Below are 14,508 nucleotides of genomic sequence, written 5' to 3'. Positions count from 1 at the left end.
ACAGAGAAGTTCTCCGGCTGCGGAGACACACGTAACAAAGGGTATGGATTTTTGGGGGAACGAAGAGGTCGTATTGGAGCGGGAGACCGGATTCGAACCGGCGACATCGACCTTGGCAAGGTCGCACTCTACCAGCTGAGTTACTCCCGCTCGCCGGTACTTTTTAATTGTTGCTCGCCCACCCCCAATCTGTCAAATCTGGCCTTCCAGCCGCATCCACCCAGGCCTCGAGTAGTACCAATCCGTTCAGCCTCTTGCAGCTTCCCCAGAACAAATTCCGACGGAAATGCGAGCGATTTCCACAACCCCTGCAACCGTAGATAATCCTTTATTTTTAGAAGGTTACAAATATGTTAGAGGCGGTGCTTGATGCCCTGTGAATTGTGCTATTCTGATCTTCGCTTGGGCGGCGGCGTACGCTGCGGGAGGTCGCTCCCGATCAACGACGCCAGACAGAACGGTCGCCTCCAGCCAATCCATAAATCTGTTTCTGTCGACCTTTCCACCCTGTGGAAATTTCGTGGGAGTATTGTGACTCGATGTTGGAAAAAAATACGTGGGAAGCAATCAAAGAACAGCTACACCACAAGTTAACCTCGGAGGCATACCAGAACTGGGTTTCTCGTACGGAGTTCCTGGAACTGGATGGTGCAAGGTTGCGCGTGGCTGTACCGGACGAAGTTACCAAGATCTGGTTGGAGAGCGAGTATGCGCCCAAGGTAGCTACGGCCATCCGCGATCTTCGCCTTCCGATCGCTGAAATCCACTACGAGCTCGCCCCGCTTTCGGCTCAGCTCGTGGACCGCAATGCAACCCGTCCGGTGAATGGAGCCGCCGTTGCGCCCGCTCCGGAATTCCCGGCCGTCAACAGCCAGTTGAACCCCCGCCTCACTTTTTCGTCCTTCGTCGTGGGTTCCTGCAACCAGTTCGCCCACGCCGCCTCCCTGGCTGTGGCCAACTCACCTTCCAAAAGCTATAACCCTCTCTTCATTTACGGTGGTAGTGGAATGGGGAAAACCCATCTGATCCATGCCATCGGCCGGGCCCTCATCGACCACCACGGCGCCTTGCGCCTGGTCTACACCTCGGGCGAGCGGTTCATGAACGAGATGATTCACTGCATCCGCACCGATCGCATGGCCGCCTTCCATCAGCACTATCGCACTGCCGATGCCCTGCTGATCGACGACATCCATTCGCTGGCCGGGAAAGAACGCACCCAGGAGGAGTTCTTTCACACCTTCAACGAACTCTATGACCACCAGAAGCAGATCGTGATCAGCAGCGACCAGATGCCCAAAAACACTCCGGGCCTGGTCGAGCGCCTCCGTTCGCGCTTCGAATGGGGTCTGATGGTCGACGTGCAGCCGCCTGACCTCGAGACCAAGATGGCCATTCTTGATAAGAAGGCAGAGATGGAAGGCATCCGCCTGCCCGAGGACGTCCGCATCTTCATCGCCACCAAGACGAAGTCGAGCGTCCGCGAACTCGAGGGTGCCTGGACTAAGCTCCTGGCCTATTCCTCGGTCACGAGTATCCCCATCAACCTGCCGATGGCCCAGCAGGCGCTGAAGCAGCTTCTCCCCGGGCCGGAGCGCCGCATCACCATCGACGCTGTCGTACGCGCCGTGGCGGAGCGCTATAACCTCCAGCCCTCGCAGCTCAAACAGAAGACGAACGCTCACGAGATCGCCCGGCCCCGCCAGGTCGCCATGTACATCTGCAAGGAGCTCACACCGGCTTCCTTGCCCGAGATCGGACGCCACTTTGGGGGTAAGCACCACACCACCGTCCTCCATTCCATTCGGAAAGTGGAGGAGCTGCGCCAGTCCGACCCTGATTTGAACAGGCTGATCCACAGCGTATCCGATTCATTCAACTAGACTTCCAAAGTTTTCCACAGCAGCCCTTCCACAGACCCTTTGCACTCCTGTGAGGATCTTGGGGGCTGACGGAAGATCCGGCGGTTCCAACATGAGTTTTCACACTTCGCGGATCCGTCAAGGCTCAGAGTTTTGTATAATTTAGAGAGAAATCTACATTTCCACAGGTCCTACGAATCCTAGAAGCAATAGGATCTGTTCATTGAGAGAGAGATAGCAGTAGGCGTAGGGTCCGACCAGAAGGGGAAACGGTTCCATGGAGTTCACCGTCAGCAAAGCCGATCTCGTACGCGAGCTGAATCTGTCGCAAGGCGTGGTTGAGCGTAAGACCACCATTCCAATCCTGTCGAATGTTCTGCTCGAGCTTTCCGGTGAGCGGCTGACATTGACCGCCACGGATTTGGAACTGGGCATCCGTTGTTCGACGCCCGCGAAAGTGAAGTCGGCCGGGGCTGGCACGATTCCCGCCAAGAAGCTGCTGGATTATGTCCGCCTGTTGCCGGACGCCGATGTGGTGGTCAAGTTCAGTGACAACCACTGGGCCAGCCTCACCTGTGGCCGTTCCAAGACGCGTATTGCCGGCATGTCGCGCGAAAGCTATCCGGAACTGCCGGAGATGCCTGAGCCGCTGGCCCAACTGCCTCTCGCGCTGCTCAGCAGCATGATTTCCAAGACCATCTTCGCCATTTCCGCGGAAGAATCCCGGTTCACCCTGAACGGCGCCCTACTACAAGTGAAGGGTAAGACCATCACGATGGTCGCCACCGATGGGCACCGCCTCGCGCTGGTCGAGTGCGAGAATCCCATGCAGAGCGAGACCAACTACAAAGCTCTGTTGCCTCGCAAGGCGATGGCCGAGATCCTCAAGTTGGCTTCGGATTCCGAAACGAAAGATGCCGCCGTCGACTTCTCGGGCGATGACAACCACCTGTTCTTCCAGGTGGGTGCCCGCCTGCTGATCAGCCGTAAACTCACCGGCAACTTCCCGGACTTCGAGCGCGTGCTGCCCAAGTCCCATAGCCATACCGTCGCGATCGAACGGGATGAGCTCCGCGCCTCCATTGAGCGTGTCGCCCAGTTTTCCGATGAGCGTTCTCGCGCCATCAAAGTGCGCTTCGCCGACAACGAAGCCACCATTCATTCCTCGCTCTCGGAGAGCGGCGAGTCGGAAGAGAGCCTGGCGGTGGAATACGGCGGCCCCACGGTCGAGATCGGTTTCAATGCCCAGTATCTGCTCGAATTCCTGCGCGCCGTGCCCGAGGCCAAGGTGGCCTTCCACTTCAAGGACGCGCAAAGTGCCGGCGAGTTGACCCCGTCCGGCGAAGGCGTTGACTATAAGTACCGCTATGTCGTGATGCCCATGCGCATCTGACCGTGATGCGAGCGGTGGAAACAAGGATTAGACAGTTTTGAGCACTCCTGGCAACTACGATTCCAGCAGCATTAAGGTTCTGGAGGGTCTCGAGGCCGTGCGCCTCCGCCCCGCCATGTACATCGGCTCCACCAGTGAGATGGGGCTGCACCACCTGGTCTACGAAGTAGTCGACAACTCCGTGGACGAGGCGATGGCCGGCTATTGCACCGAGATTCAGGCGACCATTCATATCGACGATTCCATCACCATCGTCGACAACGGCCGCGGAATCCCTGTTGGCATCAAGGAAGAGTTCGGCGTATCGGCGGCGGAGATCGTGATGACGAAACTCCACGCCGGCGGCAAGTTTGACGCCAACACCTACAAAGTCTCCGGCGGGCTGCACGGCGTTGGTGTGAGCTGCGTAAACGCGCTGTCTGAAACGCTGCACCTGGAGATCTGGCGCGAAAAGGCTACCTGGGAGCAGGATTACGAACGCGGTCTGCCCAAAGGCCCGCTCACCCGTACCGGCAAGTCCAACAAAACAGGCACCAAGATCACGTTCAAGGCCGACGGGACGATCATGGAGGCGACGAAGTTCAACTTCGACACCCTGGCCACCCGTCTGCGCGAGACCGCTTTCCTGAACCGCGGCCTGAAGATTACGCTCACCGACGAGCGTGTCGAGCCCGTCAAGGGCCACGAGTTCTTCTACTCGGGCGGCATCGCTGAGTTCATCAAGCACCTCAATCGCGGCAAGAATGTTCTCCACGAAAAGCCCATCAGCATCGAGGGCGAACGGGAGATGCCCAATGGCGGCACCCTCGTCATCGATATCGCGATGCAGTGGAACGACAGCTACTCCGACCAGATCTTTTCGTACGCAAACAACATCAACACGAAGGACGGCGGCTCGCACCTGACCGGCTTCCGCACCGCCCTCACGCGCACTTTGAACGCCTCGGCCCGCCAGGCCGGCCTGTTCAAGGAAGTGAAGGACGCCAACCTCTCCGGCGACGACGTGCTGGAAGGCATTACGGCCGTAGTCAGCGTGAAACTGCCCCAGCCACAGTTTGAAGGCCAGACCAAGGGCAAGCTGAACTCCGACATCGGGGGCCTGGTTCAGGCGATCGTGAACGAGAAGCTCACCGAGTTTTTCGACAAGAATCCGTCGGTGATGAAGAAGATTATCGGCAAGGCTGTGGAAGCGGCTCGCGCCCGCGAAGCGGCCCGCAAAGCCCGCGAACTCACCCGCCGTAAAGGTGCGCTCGACTCCGGCGGCCTGCCCGGCAAACTGGCTGACTGCCAGGAGAAAGATCCGGCCCGCTGCGAACTGTTCCTGGTCGAGGGCGAATCGGCCGGCGGCACGGCCAAGACCGGCCGCGACCGCAAGTATCAAGCGATTCTGCCTCTCAAAGGTAAGATTCTAAACGTCGAAAAGGCCCGCTACGACAAGATGCTGGGCCACGACGAAATCCGCGCCATGATCACTGCGATCGGCACGGGTATCGGCAAGGAAGATTTCGACGCCAGCAAGCTCCGCTACCACAAGATCATCCTGATGACGGACGCCGACGTCGACGGCAGCCACATCCGCACCCTGCTGTTGACCTTCTTCTTCCGTCACATGCAGGAGCTGATCACCCGCGGCCACGTGTACGTTGCCCAGCCGCCGCTCTATCGCATCAAGAAGGGGAAGAGCGAAAAGTACATCAAGAACGACGAAGAGTTCGTGCGCGAGATCCTGCGCCGCGCGACCGAGAACGTGCATGTCCTCTCCGGCGAGAACGGTGAACTGCGCCTGGAAGGTGGGGAGCTCCGTAACTTCCTGATGTCATTGGACGAATTCCAGGTCCTGTTCACTCGCCTGGAGCGCCGCATGAGGGAGACAGTGGTCGTCGAGGCCCTGGCCAACCCCGATTTCGCCCTCGATTCCAAGGCCGACTTCGCCAACGAGGAGGAGCTGCGCAAGGTCGCAGCCACACTCGAAGGCCCCCGCCTGAAAGCGCGTGTCGAGCCGGACGAAGAGCATTCCGCGTTCAAGATCATCTATCACGACGATTCGCACGGTGACCGCACCGTGGGCATCGAGCTGGCGTCCATGCCGGAGTACAAGCGGTTGCGCGTTCTGGCGAAACAGACCCAGAAGTTCAACCAGCCGCCCTTCGTGGTGGTAAAGGATGCCCGGCGCGAGACCATCAACAACTGGCGCGAGCTCATTGCTTACCTCAAGAACGAGGGAACGCGCGACTGCGCCGTCCAGCGCTACAAGGGTTTGGGCGAGATGAACCCGGATCAGCTCTGGAGCACGACGATGAACGCCGATTCCCGCACGCTGCTCGAAGTGAAGATGGAAGACGCCGTCGAATGCGAAGAGATCTTCACCACGCTCATGGGCGAGAACGTCGAAGCGCGCCGCAAGTTCATTGAAGACAATGCTTTGGATGTTCGCAATCTCGACGTCTAGCCAAAACTGGACCGGAAGTGTAGGATTCGGCACATTCTGCCGATAAAATCGCTAGGTGAGTACTGCTCGGCGATACTGGCGGGTATCCCTGGTGGTCGTGTGCTTGTTAGGCGCGGCCGGGGTGTGGCAGTTCCGCGACCTGACGCATAGCAAAACCTTCCGTGTCGGCTATGGCAACTGGCCGCCCGGCTCCCAGAAGGGCCCCGATGGGAAAGCGCGCGGTTCCATTGTCGAGACCATTTCCATGGCTGCGCAGCGTCGCGGCATTCAGTTGGAATGGGTGTTTGCGCCGGAAGGGCCTCGCGATCCCGTCAACCGCCACAATCTGGACATCTGGCCGATGGTTGGCGACTTTCCTGAGAACCGCCAACGGTACTACCTCAGCGCACCATACATCAAAATCACCTTCTGGGCGATTACCCGCGAAGGCGCTCCTTTCGACGGCAGTTTTGCCGGCAGGAAGGTGGCTGCCCGATCCGGGGTGGTCATCGACGGTGTAATTGAGCGGCTGGCCCCCGGTGGAGCGATCGTCCGCCTGCCAGACCAGACGGCCGTGATGCAGGCGATGTGCCGCGGAGACGTCGAGGTGGCCGTGGTCGGTGATGGATTGGGCGATTCCGTACTGGAATTGAAGCGGGAAGCGTGCAGTTCAACCCGGGTCCGGCTGCATCACCTTGAGCAGGCCGCCAACTATTACGGAGTGGCCACGAGGAAGGGAAATCGGGCTGGTGAGCAAGTGGCCGATGTCCTCCACGACGAAATAGGAAAGATGGTCACGGATGGCACCTTTGCCTCCATCGTATTGAACTGGAATACTTTAGCCAGCGGCCAGAGCGTCGCCTTATTCACTCTGCAGGATCTGAAGCGCCAGACCTGGCTGTTGAAGTCGTGCCTTGCTATCCTGATCGCCACGATCCTGATTCTGGTCTGGGAGGAGCGTCGGCTGTTCGCCTCCAAACGCGCAGCCGAAGAGGCCAGCCGGGCAAAATCGGCTTTCCTGGCGAACATGAGTCACGAAATCCGAACGCCGATGAATGGCGTGCTCGGCATGGCGGAACTGATGCTTCGCACTCCGCTTACGGCCGAACAGCGGGAGTACGCCGAGACCATCGATATCTCGGGACGACGCCTGCTGGATTTGATCAACGACATTCTCGATCTGGCCAAGGTCGAATCCGGCAAGATGCGCCTCCAGGCCGCTCCGTTCAGGGTGGCTGACATTTGCCGCGAGGTCGCCCGGCTGTTCCGGGCCAAAGCCATGAACAAAGGAATCTCACTCGATGTAGAGATTCCCGCACGCCTGCCGCTGCTGATCGGAGACGCCCTGCGAATCCGCCAAATCGTGGCAAATTTGGTGGGGAACGCCGTCAAGTTCACAGATCGGGGTAGCGTCACCATCCACGTCGCAGTCGTGCCCCGCGCCAAAGACCTGGTGGACCTCAGCATCCAGGTCTCCGACACCGGCGCCGGCATCCCCGAGTCGAAGATCCCCCAGCTTTTTCAAAGCTTCGTCCAGTTGGATTCCACGCCTTCCCGCCGGCATGACGGTACGGGCCTGGGCCTGGTGATCTCACGCAAACTGGCGGCCATGATGGGCGGGACCATAGAGGTCCAGTCCAAACCGGGCGAAGGCTCCCGATTTACTCTTGCACTGTCTTTGCGGCCGGCGGACAACACGATGGAAGAGGACGGCGTTGTGCAGCCGGAGGAACACGCGGGTTCGTCAATGGCCCGTGTTCTGGTTGTGGAAGACAACACGGTGAATCAGCGGCTGGTGCGCCGCATGCTCGAACGCCTGGGTTGTGAAGTGGAGGTGGCCGGTGATGGCCACGAGGCCCTCAGAAAAGCCCAAGCAGCCACCTTCGACCTGATCTTCATGGACTGGCGGCTACCTGGCATGGATGGTCTTGAAACGACAAGACTTCTACGCCAGGCGCTGGTCGGGGAGGAACGGGTGCCCATCATCGCCCTGACTGCCAACGCCATGCACGGCGATCGTGAGCAGTGCTTGCAGGCTGGTATGTCGGACTATCTGGCCAAGCCGGTACAGATGGCTGGCCTGGCTGCGGTGCTCGAACGCTGGGTACCGGACCGGGCTCGCAAGGTCTAGATTGCCTGCGTCAGATGTAGACGCGTTTCACCCGGTTGCCAATCCCGCACAGAACCGTATAGCTGATGGTCCCGGCCGCGGCCGCGATGTCGTCCGCGTCCCAGCGCACACTGTTTTCGCGCCCCAGCAGTGTCACCCGATCGCCAACCCGGGCCGGCGGAACATCGGTCAAATCCACCGTAATGAGATCCATGGATACGGCGCCGACGATCGGCGCCAGATAGCCATCCACGATCACCTTGCCGCGGTTGGAAACAGCATGGGGAATGCCGTCGGCATAACCCGCCGCCACGATGCCCAGCCGAGTTCTGCGCCCAGCCCGCCAGGTGGCCCCGTAGCCGACATAGGCGCCTTCGGGCATCTCCTTGATTTCGACCAACCGGCTATTCCAGGTGAGTGCGGGCTGTACATCCAGCTCGGCCCGCGGAGCATCCCCTTTGCTGGGAGCGACATAGCCGTAGATCGCCAAACCGGGCCGGACCATGGTGCCAAATGCGCGCCGGATTCCGTATGCAACTGTGGCGCTGCTCCCCAGGTGCAGCAGAGGAGGCCGAAGGCCCGCCTGCTCCAGTGCTTGCACCGCTGTCTCGAACTGCACAATTTGGTCTGTGGTCTGGCGCGTGGAGAAATCCGCGGCGGAGGCGAAGTGCGTCATCAGGCCTTCGAGGTGCAGATGCCGGGCGGAAGCGGCTGCGGCTGCCAGTTCTTCGCAAGTAGCCCGGATGCCCAGGCGTCCCATGCCTGTATCGAGTTTCAGATGGCAGGGCAGGGTGCGCTCCAGCGATTCGGCCAGACGGTCGTACTCCTTCAACCGTTCCAGGGAGTGGATGACCGGTGTTAGCGAATACTCAACCAGCGCGTCCCGCTCAGGTGGCAGGAAATCGCCCATCACCAGAATGCGTAGCCGGATGCCGGATTCGCGCAGCACAACGCCCTCTTCGGCATTGCTCACGGCCAGCCAATGAGCGCCCTCCGCCTGCAGACGATGGGCGACCTCCACAGAGCCGTGCCGGTAGGCATCAGCTTTCAACACGGGAGCCACGGCCACGTCCGGACCCACCACTTTCTGTACGGCGTGATAGTTGGCCGCCAGCTGATCGAGGGAGATTTCAACACAGATGCGGTACATGGTTATTGCGCCAACAAGCGCCGGAACAGCTCCTCATAGGCATCGGTCACCGCATCCCAACTGTAACGCTCCTGCACCCGTTTGAGGGAAGCTGCCCGCAGGAGCTCGCGTTGGTCTTCCGTCATCCTCAATACTTCCCGAATTCGTTCGGTCAGTTCGGCCTCGTTGTGGAACGGCAGGCCGGCGCCTCCGGCCACCTCGTGGTTTTCGGGGGTCATCAGGTAAAGCACCAGGGCGCCGCGGCCCATGGCTTCGATCAGTGCCGGGTGGGTTCCGCCCACTTCCGTGGCGTGAATGTAGGCAAAACTGTGCGATTGAAGTTCATGGTAGCCCTCACCAAAGACCGTACCTGGCAGAACGACGCGTGGGTCGCTGGTGTCGCGCACCTGGCGGATGTAGTCTGCCGCATAGGGTGCATCGCCGATCAAAGCGAGTTTCAGGTCTGTTTCCACACGCTCGAAGGCCCGGCGGACCATGAGAGGGTTGTTCTCTGGTTCGAATCGCGTGACGTAGAGAAAATAGCGCCGGCGTTCGAGGTCCAGTTTCCTGAGGACCTCGTCGGTCTCGACGGTGCCGGTGGGAGCGCCGTAGGGGATGAAGGTGGAGTCGGCTCCGTAGTGAGAACGGTAGTATTCGCGGATCTGGACCGCGTCGGTGATGATCTCCGTCGGGCAGAACGTGGAGAGGGCCTCGGACATCAGGTACCAGGCGCGTGCGAGGGCATTCCACTTCTTGCGTTTCCGTTCCAGTCCGTCCACATTGAGGGCGACCGGCATGCCGGCCATTCTTGCGAGTGGAGTGAAGATCGCGTTGGCGCCGTTGCAATACAGCGCCACCTGTTGGGGCCGGCGCATCAGGTCGAGCGTCGAGACGAAAGTATGGACCAGCGTTTCCAGATACTTATGGCGGATGGGCGGGATATGGCGCAAGCGTACGCCGCGGTAGGCGGGTTCAGCGTGTTCGTCCCTGCAGTAGACAGTGACCGTATGGCCGCGTTCGACCAAACGCGTCGAGAGTTCTTCGGCGAAGGTCTCAAATCCGCCGTAGCGGGCGGGAATGCCGCGTGTTCCCAGCAGTGCTATGCGAAGCGAACCGGAATGGGGAATGCTATCCACCTGCCGGCAATCAACTCTCCGCCACTTGAGTATCGGAACGGGCCGGCGCCATCGCGGCCGAGCCCTTCTTTGGGGCTGGACGGCTCACCGGATTGTAGTGGAACCATCCGGCCATGTATTCATCTGTCACTCGCCGCCGCGCCATGATCTCGCTGCGCTTGGACCAAACCCGGCTCCAGGACTGCATTACCTTGCCGAAGGCGCGCAGGGAATAGTGCTCGTAGACGAGGCAGCAACTGACGACCACCAGATCCCGCGCGGTGATCGACAACCAGTGCTTACGGTAGAGGTCGCCGGTCATGTTCTTGATCCGCATGAGGAAGCGGTTTTTCACCGAGTGCATGTTGATCTGCTTCGGTAAGGCCCGCCGGTTGCCCGGCAGAACCGCGCGCACATGGTAACCCCTGGCGTAGGGGGTGTAGAGACACCGCCAGCCCAGAAGCTGGGCACGCCAGGCGACGTCGGCGTCTTCGCGGTAGACAAAGAAGTCTGTGTCGAAGAACTCGCCGTCGATCGAGATGTCGTCGATCATGGAGCGCCGGTAGAGGGCAGCGGCTGCCGTGGCGCCGAATACGTACTCGCGCTTCAGGTAGTGGCCGTTGTCGATTTCCAGGCTGCCACGATCGAGGTGCCGCAGGTTGGGGGTGAAGTAGATGCCGGTCGAATCGACCCGCGGTTTGGCGTCGATATCGAAATCCGGGCTCATGGTCAACAGTTTTCCGCAGACGGTGCCGATACGATTATCGAGGCGTCCCGCTTCGAGCAGGGCCTGGATGAAGTACGGCATCAGCAAAACATCAGGGTTCAAGGTAAGAACCCAATCGCCGCGGGAAAGTTGGATCGCCTGATTCTGTGCAGCTGCGAACCCAGAATTACTGGAATTGTACAGAATAAGGCAGCGGTCCTCGTATCGTTCGAGGATGTCTCGGGTACCATCCGTCGAGTTATTGTCTACAACGACAATCTCGATCTGTGGTCCCTTTTGGGCCAGTACGGACTCCAGACACCGTTTGATATAGCGGCCGCTGTTGTAGGTCACTAATGTGACCGAGACTAAGTCGTTACTTGCCATGCAGTTTTGGCATCCTGCCCATAGGTTCCCTTTCAAGAACCGTTAGGCCCACATTCCCCGGGTCTGACTCATAGCGCATTCCAAGGCAGGCGCGCCTCCGAGCGTCCCACCGAAAGATAGGCACCTACAAGCCTAATCAGATTCATGTACTCAGTCAAATGCCGGAAAGACCGCTGCAGAAACATCCCCGTTACCGCTCGCGGAATCCAACCCAACAATACAGAAAAGGCCACAGCCCACAACCCAAACGTGGAGCAGTGGATTCCTGCATACCTCAGCAGGCTACCACACCAGTATAGCTGCCGGTTACTCCACTCCACCGCCCTGACGGAGTGCCCGCCCTCATGTCGGGCTGAAAACGCAGCTACATAGCGAGCTTTCCAGCCAGCGTCCGCCAACCGCTTGAGCAGATCGACGTCTTCGAACCACACGGGAAAAAAGCGTTCATCCATGCCCCGGACAGCTTTCCAGGCAGCTCGACGCAGCAACAGGCATGCACCCGCGGGCTGTTCGACGTCGGCGGATTTGCCTGTGTCCAGGTCCAGGTAGCGATATTGCCGATTGATGGGGTTACCGGGCCAGATCCTGTTAATTCCGAGATTCTCGAAGACGAGGGTGGATGCGGTGGGAAAACGGCGGACCTGAAATCCGGCCTGCGCCTGTCCGCTCGCATCGAGCAGGAGCCCGCCGGCCGCGGCGACTGTTTCGTCGTTGAGTTCGGTGGCCAATATGGAGGGAGGATTCAGGAGGATGGCATCAGGATTCAGAATCAGAACAGCCTCGGCGGTGGAAAGCAATTCACAACCCTGGTTCACGGCGCCGGCGAAGCCGCGATTAGTGGGGTTCTGCACGGTCAGCACACCATCGTGGGCCCTTGATTTAGCCACTGTTCCATCAGTGGATGCATTATCGATCACAACAATGCCGGCCTCGAATTCATTCCGGAACTGGAGGCAGGAAGCTATACAATTGTCGATATGATCAGCGGAGTTGTAGGCGACGAGAACGGCGCCTAACCTCACCGGCCCCTCCACCGGAAATACTGCTGCCAGAATGTATCCTGCTGCTCCGCCTGGAGTTTGCGGATCTCATCTTCCGATTCCTGCAGGATGGCGGTAAGACGAGCCTCGTCGAACTGGGAAGGGCGGATGCCGCGCATCGTGTTGAGACCCTTCCATTTCCCTTTGAGCCAGGCCTGGCCGGCTCCATGCTTGAAAGCGAGCAGGCCCCAAAGAAGCTGGCCCGCCAAAACAGGTCTGGTGAGCCGTCTGGGGAAGTGCTTGGTGAGCAGGAAAAGCTGGTTGCGGGCGAGCAATTCCACCATGCGCGGGCTCCAGGCACCGAGAGTGGAACTGGCCTCGTGGTAAGCGATCGCCTTTGGAATGTAGCGGCCTTTCAGCCCGGCGGCGGCGCAGGTGAGACAGAAATCAACATCTTCGAGGTAGGACTCGTAACGCACGTCGAGGCCGCCCATGCGGAGGAAAACGTCACGCTGGACGAGGGCCGCGGTGAGGGGCAGGAAGTGGACGTTGCGCGCTTCATTGAAGAGCCCGGCAGAAGCGCCGTGTCCCGCGCGCCACGCGCAGCCGGACCAGGAGAGCAGGTCGTAGGTGCCGTCGATGAGTGAGGGATCCTTTGCATTCAGGATCTTACCGGAGGCGTACGCGATGTCGGAATTGCAGCCGGCCAGCAGGGTTTCCAACCAATCGGGTTCCAGTACAACGTCGTTGTTGACGATGGCGGACCAATGTGTCGCGCATTCGCTGACGCCGGCATTTACGGCGCGGCTGAAGCCGGTATTCTCTTCGAAGCGCAGAACCAGGGCTCCGGCGTCGCTGGCTTCCTGGAGAGAGTCGTCGGTGGAACCGTTGTCTACAACCAGAATCTCTTTGGGTTCAATGGTTTGCGATCGCGCAGACTGGATGGCTCGGGCCAGGCGGCCGGCTCCATTCCAGTTTGGAATCACAACCGTCACATCGGAATGCATGTACCTATGTCATCGTCTCGCAAAACGTTTCTTGAGAAGAAAGAACAGATTCTGAAAGCCGTCGCGCCAGGGGTTGAGCTTAATCTCGCCCAAGCGGGATGTGTACATGATGGCGATCTCTTCAAACCGCGCCGTCGGGTGCAGGAGGGCCTCGATCTTGATTTCCTCGGAGAAGGCCATGCCGTCGGACTCGAGGATCATGTCCTTTAGAATCTTCCGGCTGAATACCCACATCCCGCTTTGGGAGTCGTGAATCCAGCGGAAAAACAGCAGGGACATCATCACCGAGAGCACCAGGTTGCCGAACTTGTGTTTGAAGCTCATGGCCCGGCGATCGCGAACCGGGAAGCGCGATGCGTTGAGGAAGTCGGCTTCTAGGTGAAGGTAGGCCTCCAGAAGATAGCTGATTGCATCGGGCGGATAGCTATGGTCGCCATCGAGGGTGACGATGACGTCGCCGGTGGCCAGGGAGAATCCCTTCTTATAGCTGCGGCCGTAGCCGCGGACGCCCTCGCGAATAACCTGGGCTCCGAAACCGCGGGCCACGTCCGCGGTTCGATCGGTGGAGCCGTTGTCGACGACGATGATTTCGTCGACGAATTCCGGCATGCGGCTCAAAACCTTCTCGATGCCCTGCTCTTCATTCAGGCATGGGATGACAACTGTGATGCTCAGATTCTTATACACGCGGCGATTCGTCTTTCGAGCGGCCCAAAACGTCTATTGTATGTGTGCCGGGATATGATTGAGGTGTCGACATGCTGACTTCCGCTTTTCTTTTTTTGATGATGCAAGCGCCCGCCGCGCCGCAAGCGCCGGCTGCGCCGCCTGCCCCCCAGTCAGCTCCTTCGGCTGCACAGGCGCCGGCCACGACTCACGCCAACGAATTGCTGCAGGTGAAGTATGTCTACTTTCTGCCGATGAGCTATTCGTTCGACCAATACCTTGCTAACCATCTGACTCGCAGTGGTTTATATCAGGTGGTGACCGACCCGGCCAAGGCCGACGCGATTTTTACTGACCGGTTGGGGAAGTCGTTCGAATCGAAACTGGATGATTTGTACCCGGTGGCGAAGCCGGAGGTGCAGATGGAACGGCCGCCGAAGCCAGAGGACGAAGATCCGAACGGAGCATCCCCGGAGACGACAATCAAGATCCCGATTGCCCCGCAGGACCGGTTGGGTGGCGGTAGCAAGGGCCGCGGCACGTACTTTCTGGTCAACCGCTCCACCCGCAATGTGATCTGGTCGATGTACGAGCGCAGCCGCACGAATCAGGCCGATGACCTGAATGAAACGGCGAAGGATGTGGTGGAACGGCTGGGGATTGCCTTGAAGAACGAGGGCAAGGCCACGACAGGCAGGAAGGGCTGGCGTCCCTGGTAGGGATCG

Annotated in this window: 11 protein-coding genes and 1 tRNA gene; 5 read left to right on the top strand and 7 right to left on the bottom strand. The window is 59.6% G+C overall.

What is annotated here, in order from left to right; translation table 11 throughout:
• Positions 1-74: 74 nt before the first annotated feature.
• Positions 75-150: transfer RNA gene (locus tag ACR9Y2_RS05855), tRNA-Gly, on the bottom strand.
• Between the two features lie 389 nt (positions 151-539).
• Between ACR9Y2_RS05855 and dnaA the strand changes: the two genes are divergently transcribed.
• The 4 genes from dnaA to ACR9Y2_RS05835 all read left to right on the top strand — a co-directional run bounded on the left by dnaA (position 540) and on the right by ACR9Y2_RS05835 (position 7,814).
• Positions 540-1,883 (top strand): chromosomal replication initiator protein DnaA, encoded by a 1,344-nt coding sequence (gene dnaA / locus ACR9Y2_RS05850; protein WP_435040119.1) that lies wholly within the window; start codon positions 540-542, stop codon positions 1,881-1,883.
• A 256-nt stretch (positions 1,884-2,139) separates the two neighbouring features.
• A complete protein-coding gene (gene dnaN, locus ACR9Y2_RS05845; protein ID WP_194447505.1) occupies positions 2,140-3,255 on the top strand; it encodes a DNA polymerase III subunit beta in 1,116 nt (371 codons plus the stop codon).
• Between the two features lie 37 nt (positions 3,256-3,292).
• The gene (gene gyrB / locus ACR9Y2_RS05840) at positions 3,293-5,704 is read left to right on the top strand and encodes a DNA topoisomerase (ATP-hydrolyzing) subunit B (protein WP_435040118.1); all 2,412 of its coding nucleotides are present in this window, start codon (positions 3,293-3,295) and stop codon (positions 5,702-5,704) included.
• A 55-nt stretch (positions 5,705-5,759) separates the two neighbouring features.
• Complete coding sequence (locus tag ACR9Y2_RS05835; RefSeq protein ID WP_435040117.1) at positions 5,760-7,814, top strand: response regulator; 2,055 nt, start codon at positions 5,760-5,762, stop codon at positions 7,812-7,814.
• A 10-nt stretch (positions 7,815-7,824) separates the two neighbouring features.
• Here the strand turns inward: ACR9Y2_RS05835 and alr are convergent, their stop codons facing one another.
• The 6 genes from alr to ACR9Y2_RS05805 form a co-directional block, all read right to left on the bottom strand.
• Positions 7,825-8,943, bottom strand: coding sequence for an alanine racemase (alr, locus tag ACR9Y2_RS05830; protein ID WP_435040116.1), 1,119 nt, complete (start codon positions 8,941-8,943; stop codon positions 7,825-7,827).
• A gap of 2 nt (positions 8,944-8,945) precedes the next feature.
• Entirely contained in the window at positions 8,946-10,058 is a 1,113-nt protein-coding gene (locus tag ACR9Y2_RS05825) for a DUF1972 domain-containing protein (protein ID WP_435040115.1), read from the bottom strand.
• Between the two features lie 10 nt (positions 10,059-10,068).
• Complete coding sequence (locus ACR9Y2_RS05820) at positions 10,069-11,130, bottom strand: glycosyltransferase family 2 protein (protein ID WP_435040114.1); 1,062 nt, start codon at positions 11,128-11,130, stop codon at positions 10,069-10,071.
• A 68-nt stretch (positions 11,131-11,198) separates the two neighbouring features.
• Entirely contained in the window at positions 11,199-12,164 is a 966-nt protein-coding gene (locus ACR9Y2_RS05815; protein ID WP_435040113.1) for a glycosyltransferase, read from the bottom strand.
• Positions 12,149-13,117: a glycosyltransferase family 2 protein gene (locus ACR9Y2_RS05810; protein ID WP_435040112.1), complete on the bottom strand. Its 969-nt coding sequence runs from the start codon at positions 13,115-13,117 to the stop codon at positions 12,149-12,151. The genes ACR9Y2_RS05815 and ACR9Y2_RS05810 overlap by 16 nt, the downstream gene beginning before the upstream one ends.
• Positions 13,118-13,126: 9 nt before the next feature.
• The gene (locus ACR9Y2_RS05805) at positions 13,127-13,804 is read right to left on the bottom strand and encodes a glycosyltransferase family 2 protein (protein ID WP_435040111.1); all 678 of its coding nucleotides are present in this window, start codon (positions 13,802-13,804) and stop codon (positions 13,127-13,129) included.
• Positions 13,805-13,875: 71 nt separating this feature from the next.
• Between ACR9Y2_RS05805 and ACR9Y2_RS05800 the strand changes: the two genes are divergently transcribed.
• The gene (locus tag ACR9Y2_RS05800; RefSeq protein ID WP_435040110.1) at positions 13,876-14,502 is read left to right on the top strand and encodes a hypothetical protein; all 627 of its coding nucleotides are present in this window, start codon (positions 13,876-13,878) and stop codon (positions 14,500-14,502) included.
• Positions 14,503-14,508: the final 6 nt, after the last annotated feature.

It is taken from the genome of Paludibaculum fermentans (assembly GCF_051172195.1).
Classification (GTDB): Bacteria; Acidobacteriota; Terriglobia; order Bryobacterales; family Bryobacteraceae; genus Paludibaculum; species Paludibaculum fermentans_A.
The sequence above is the reverse complement of the archived record's forward strand: the minus strand, read 5'-3'. Positions and strand labels throughout refer to the sequence as shown.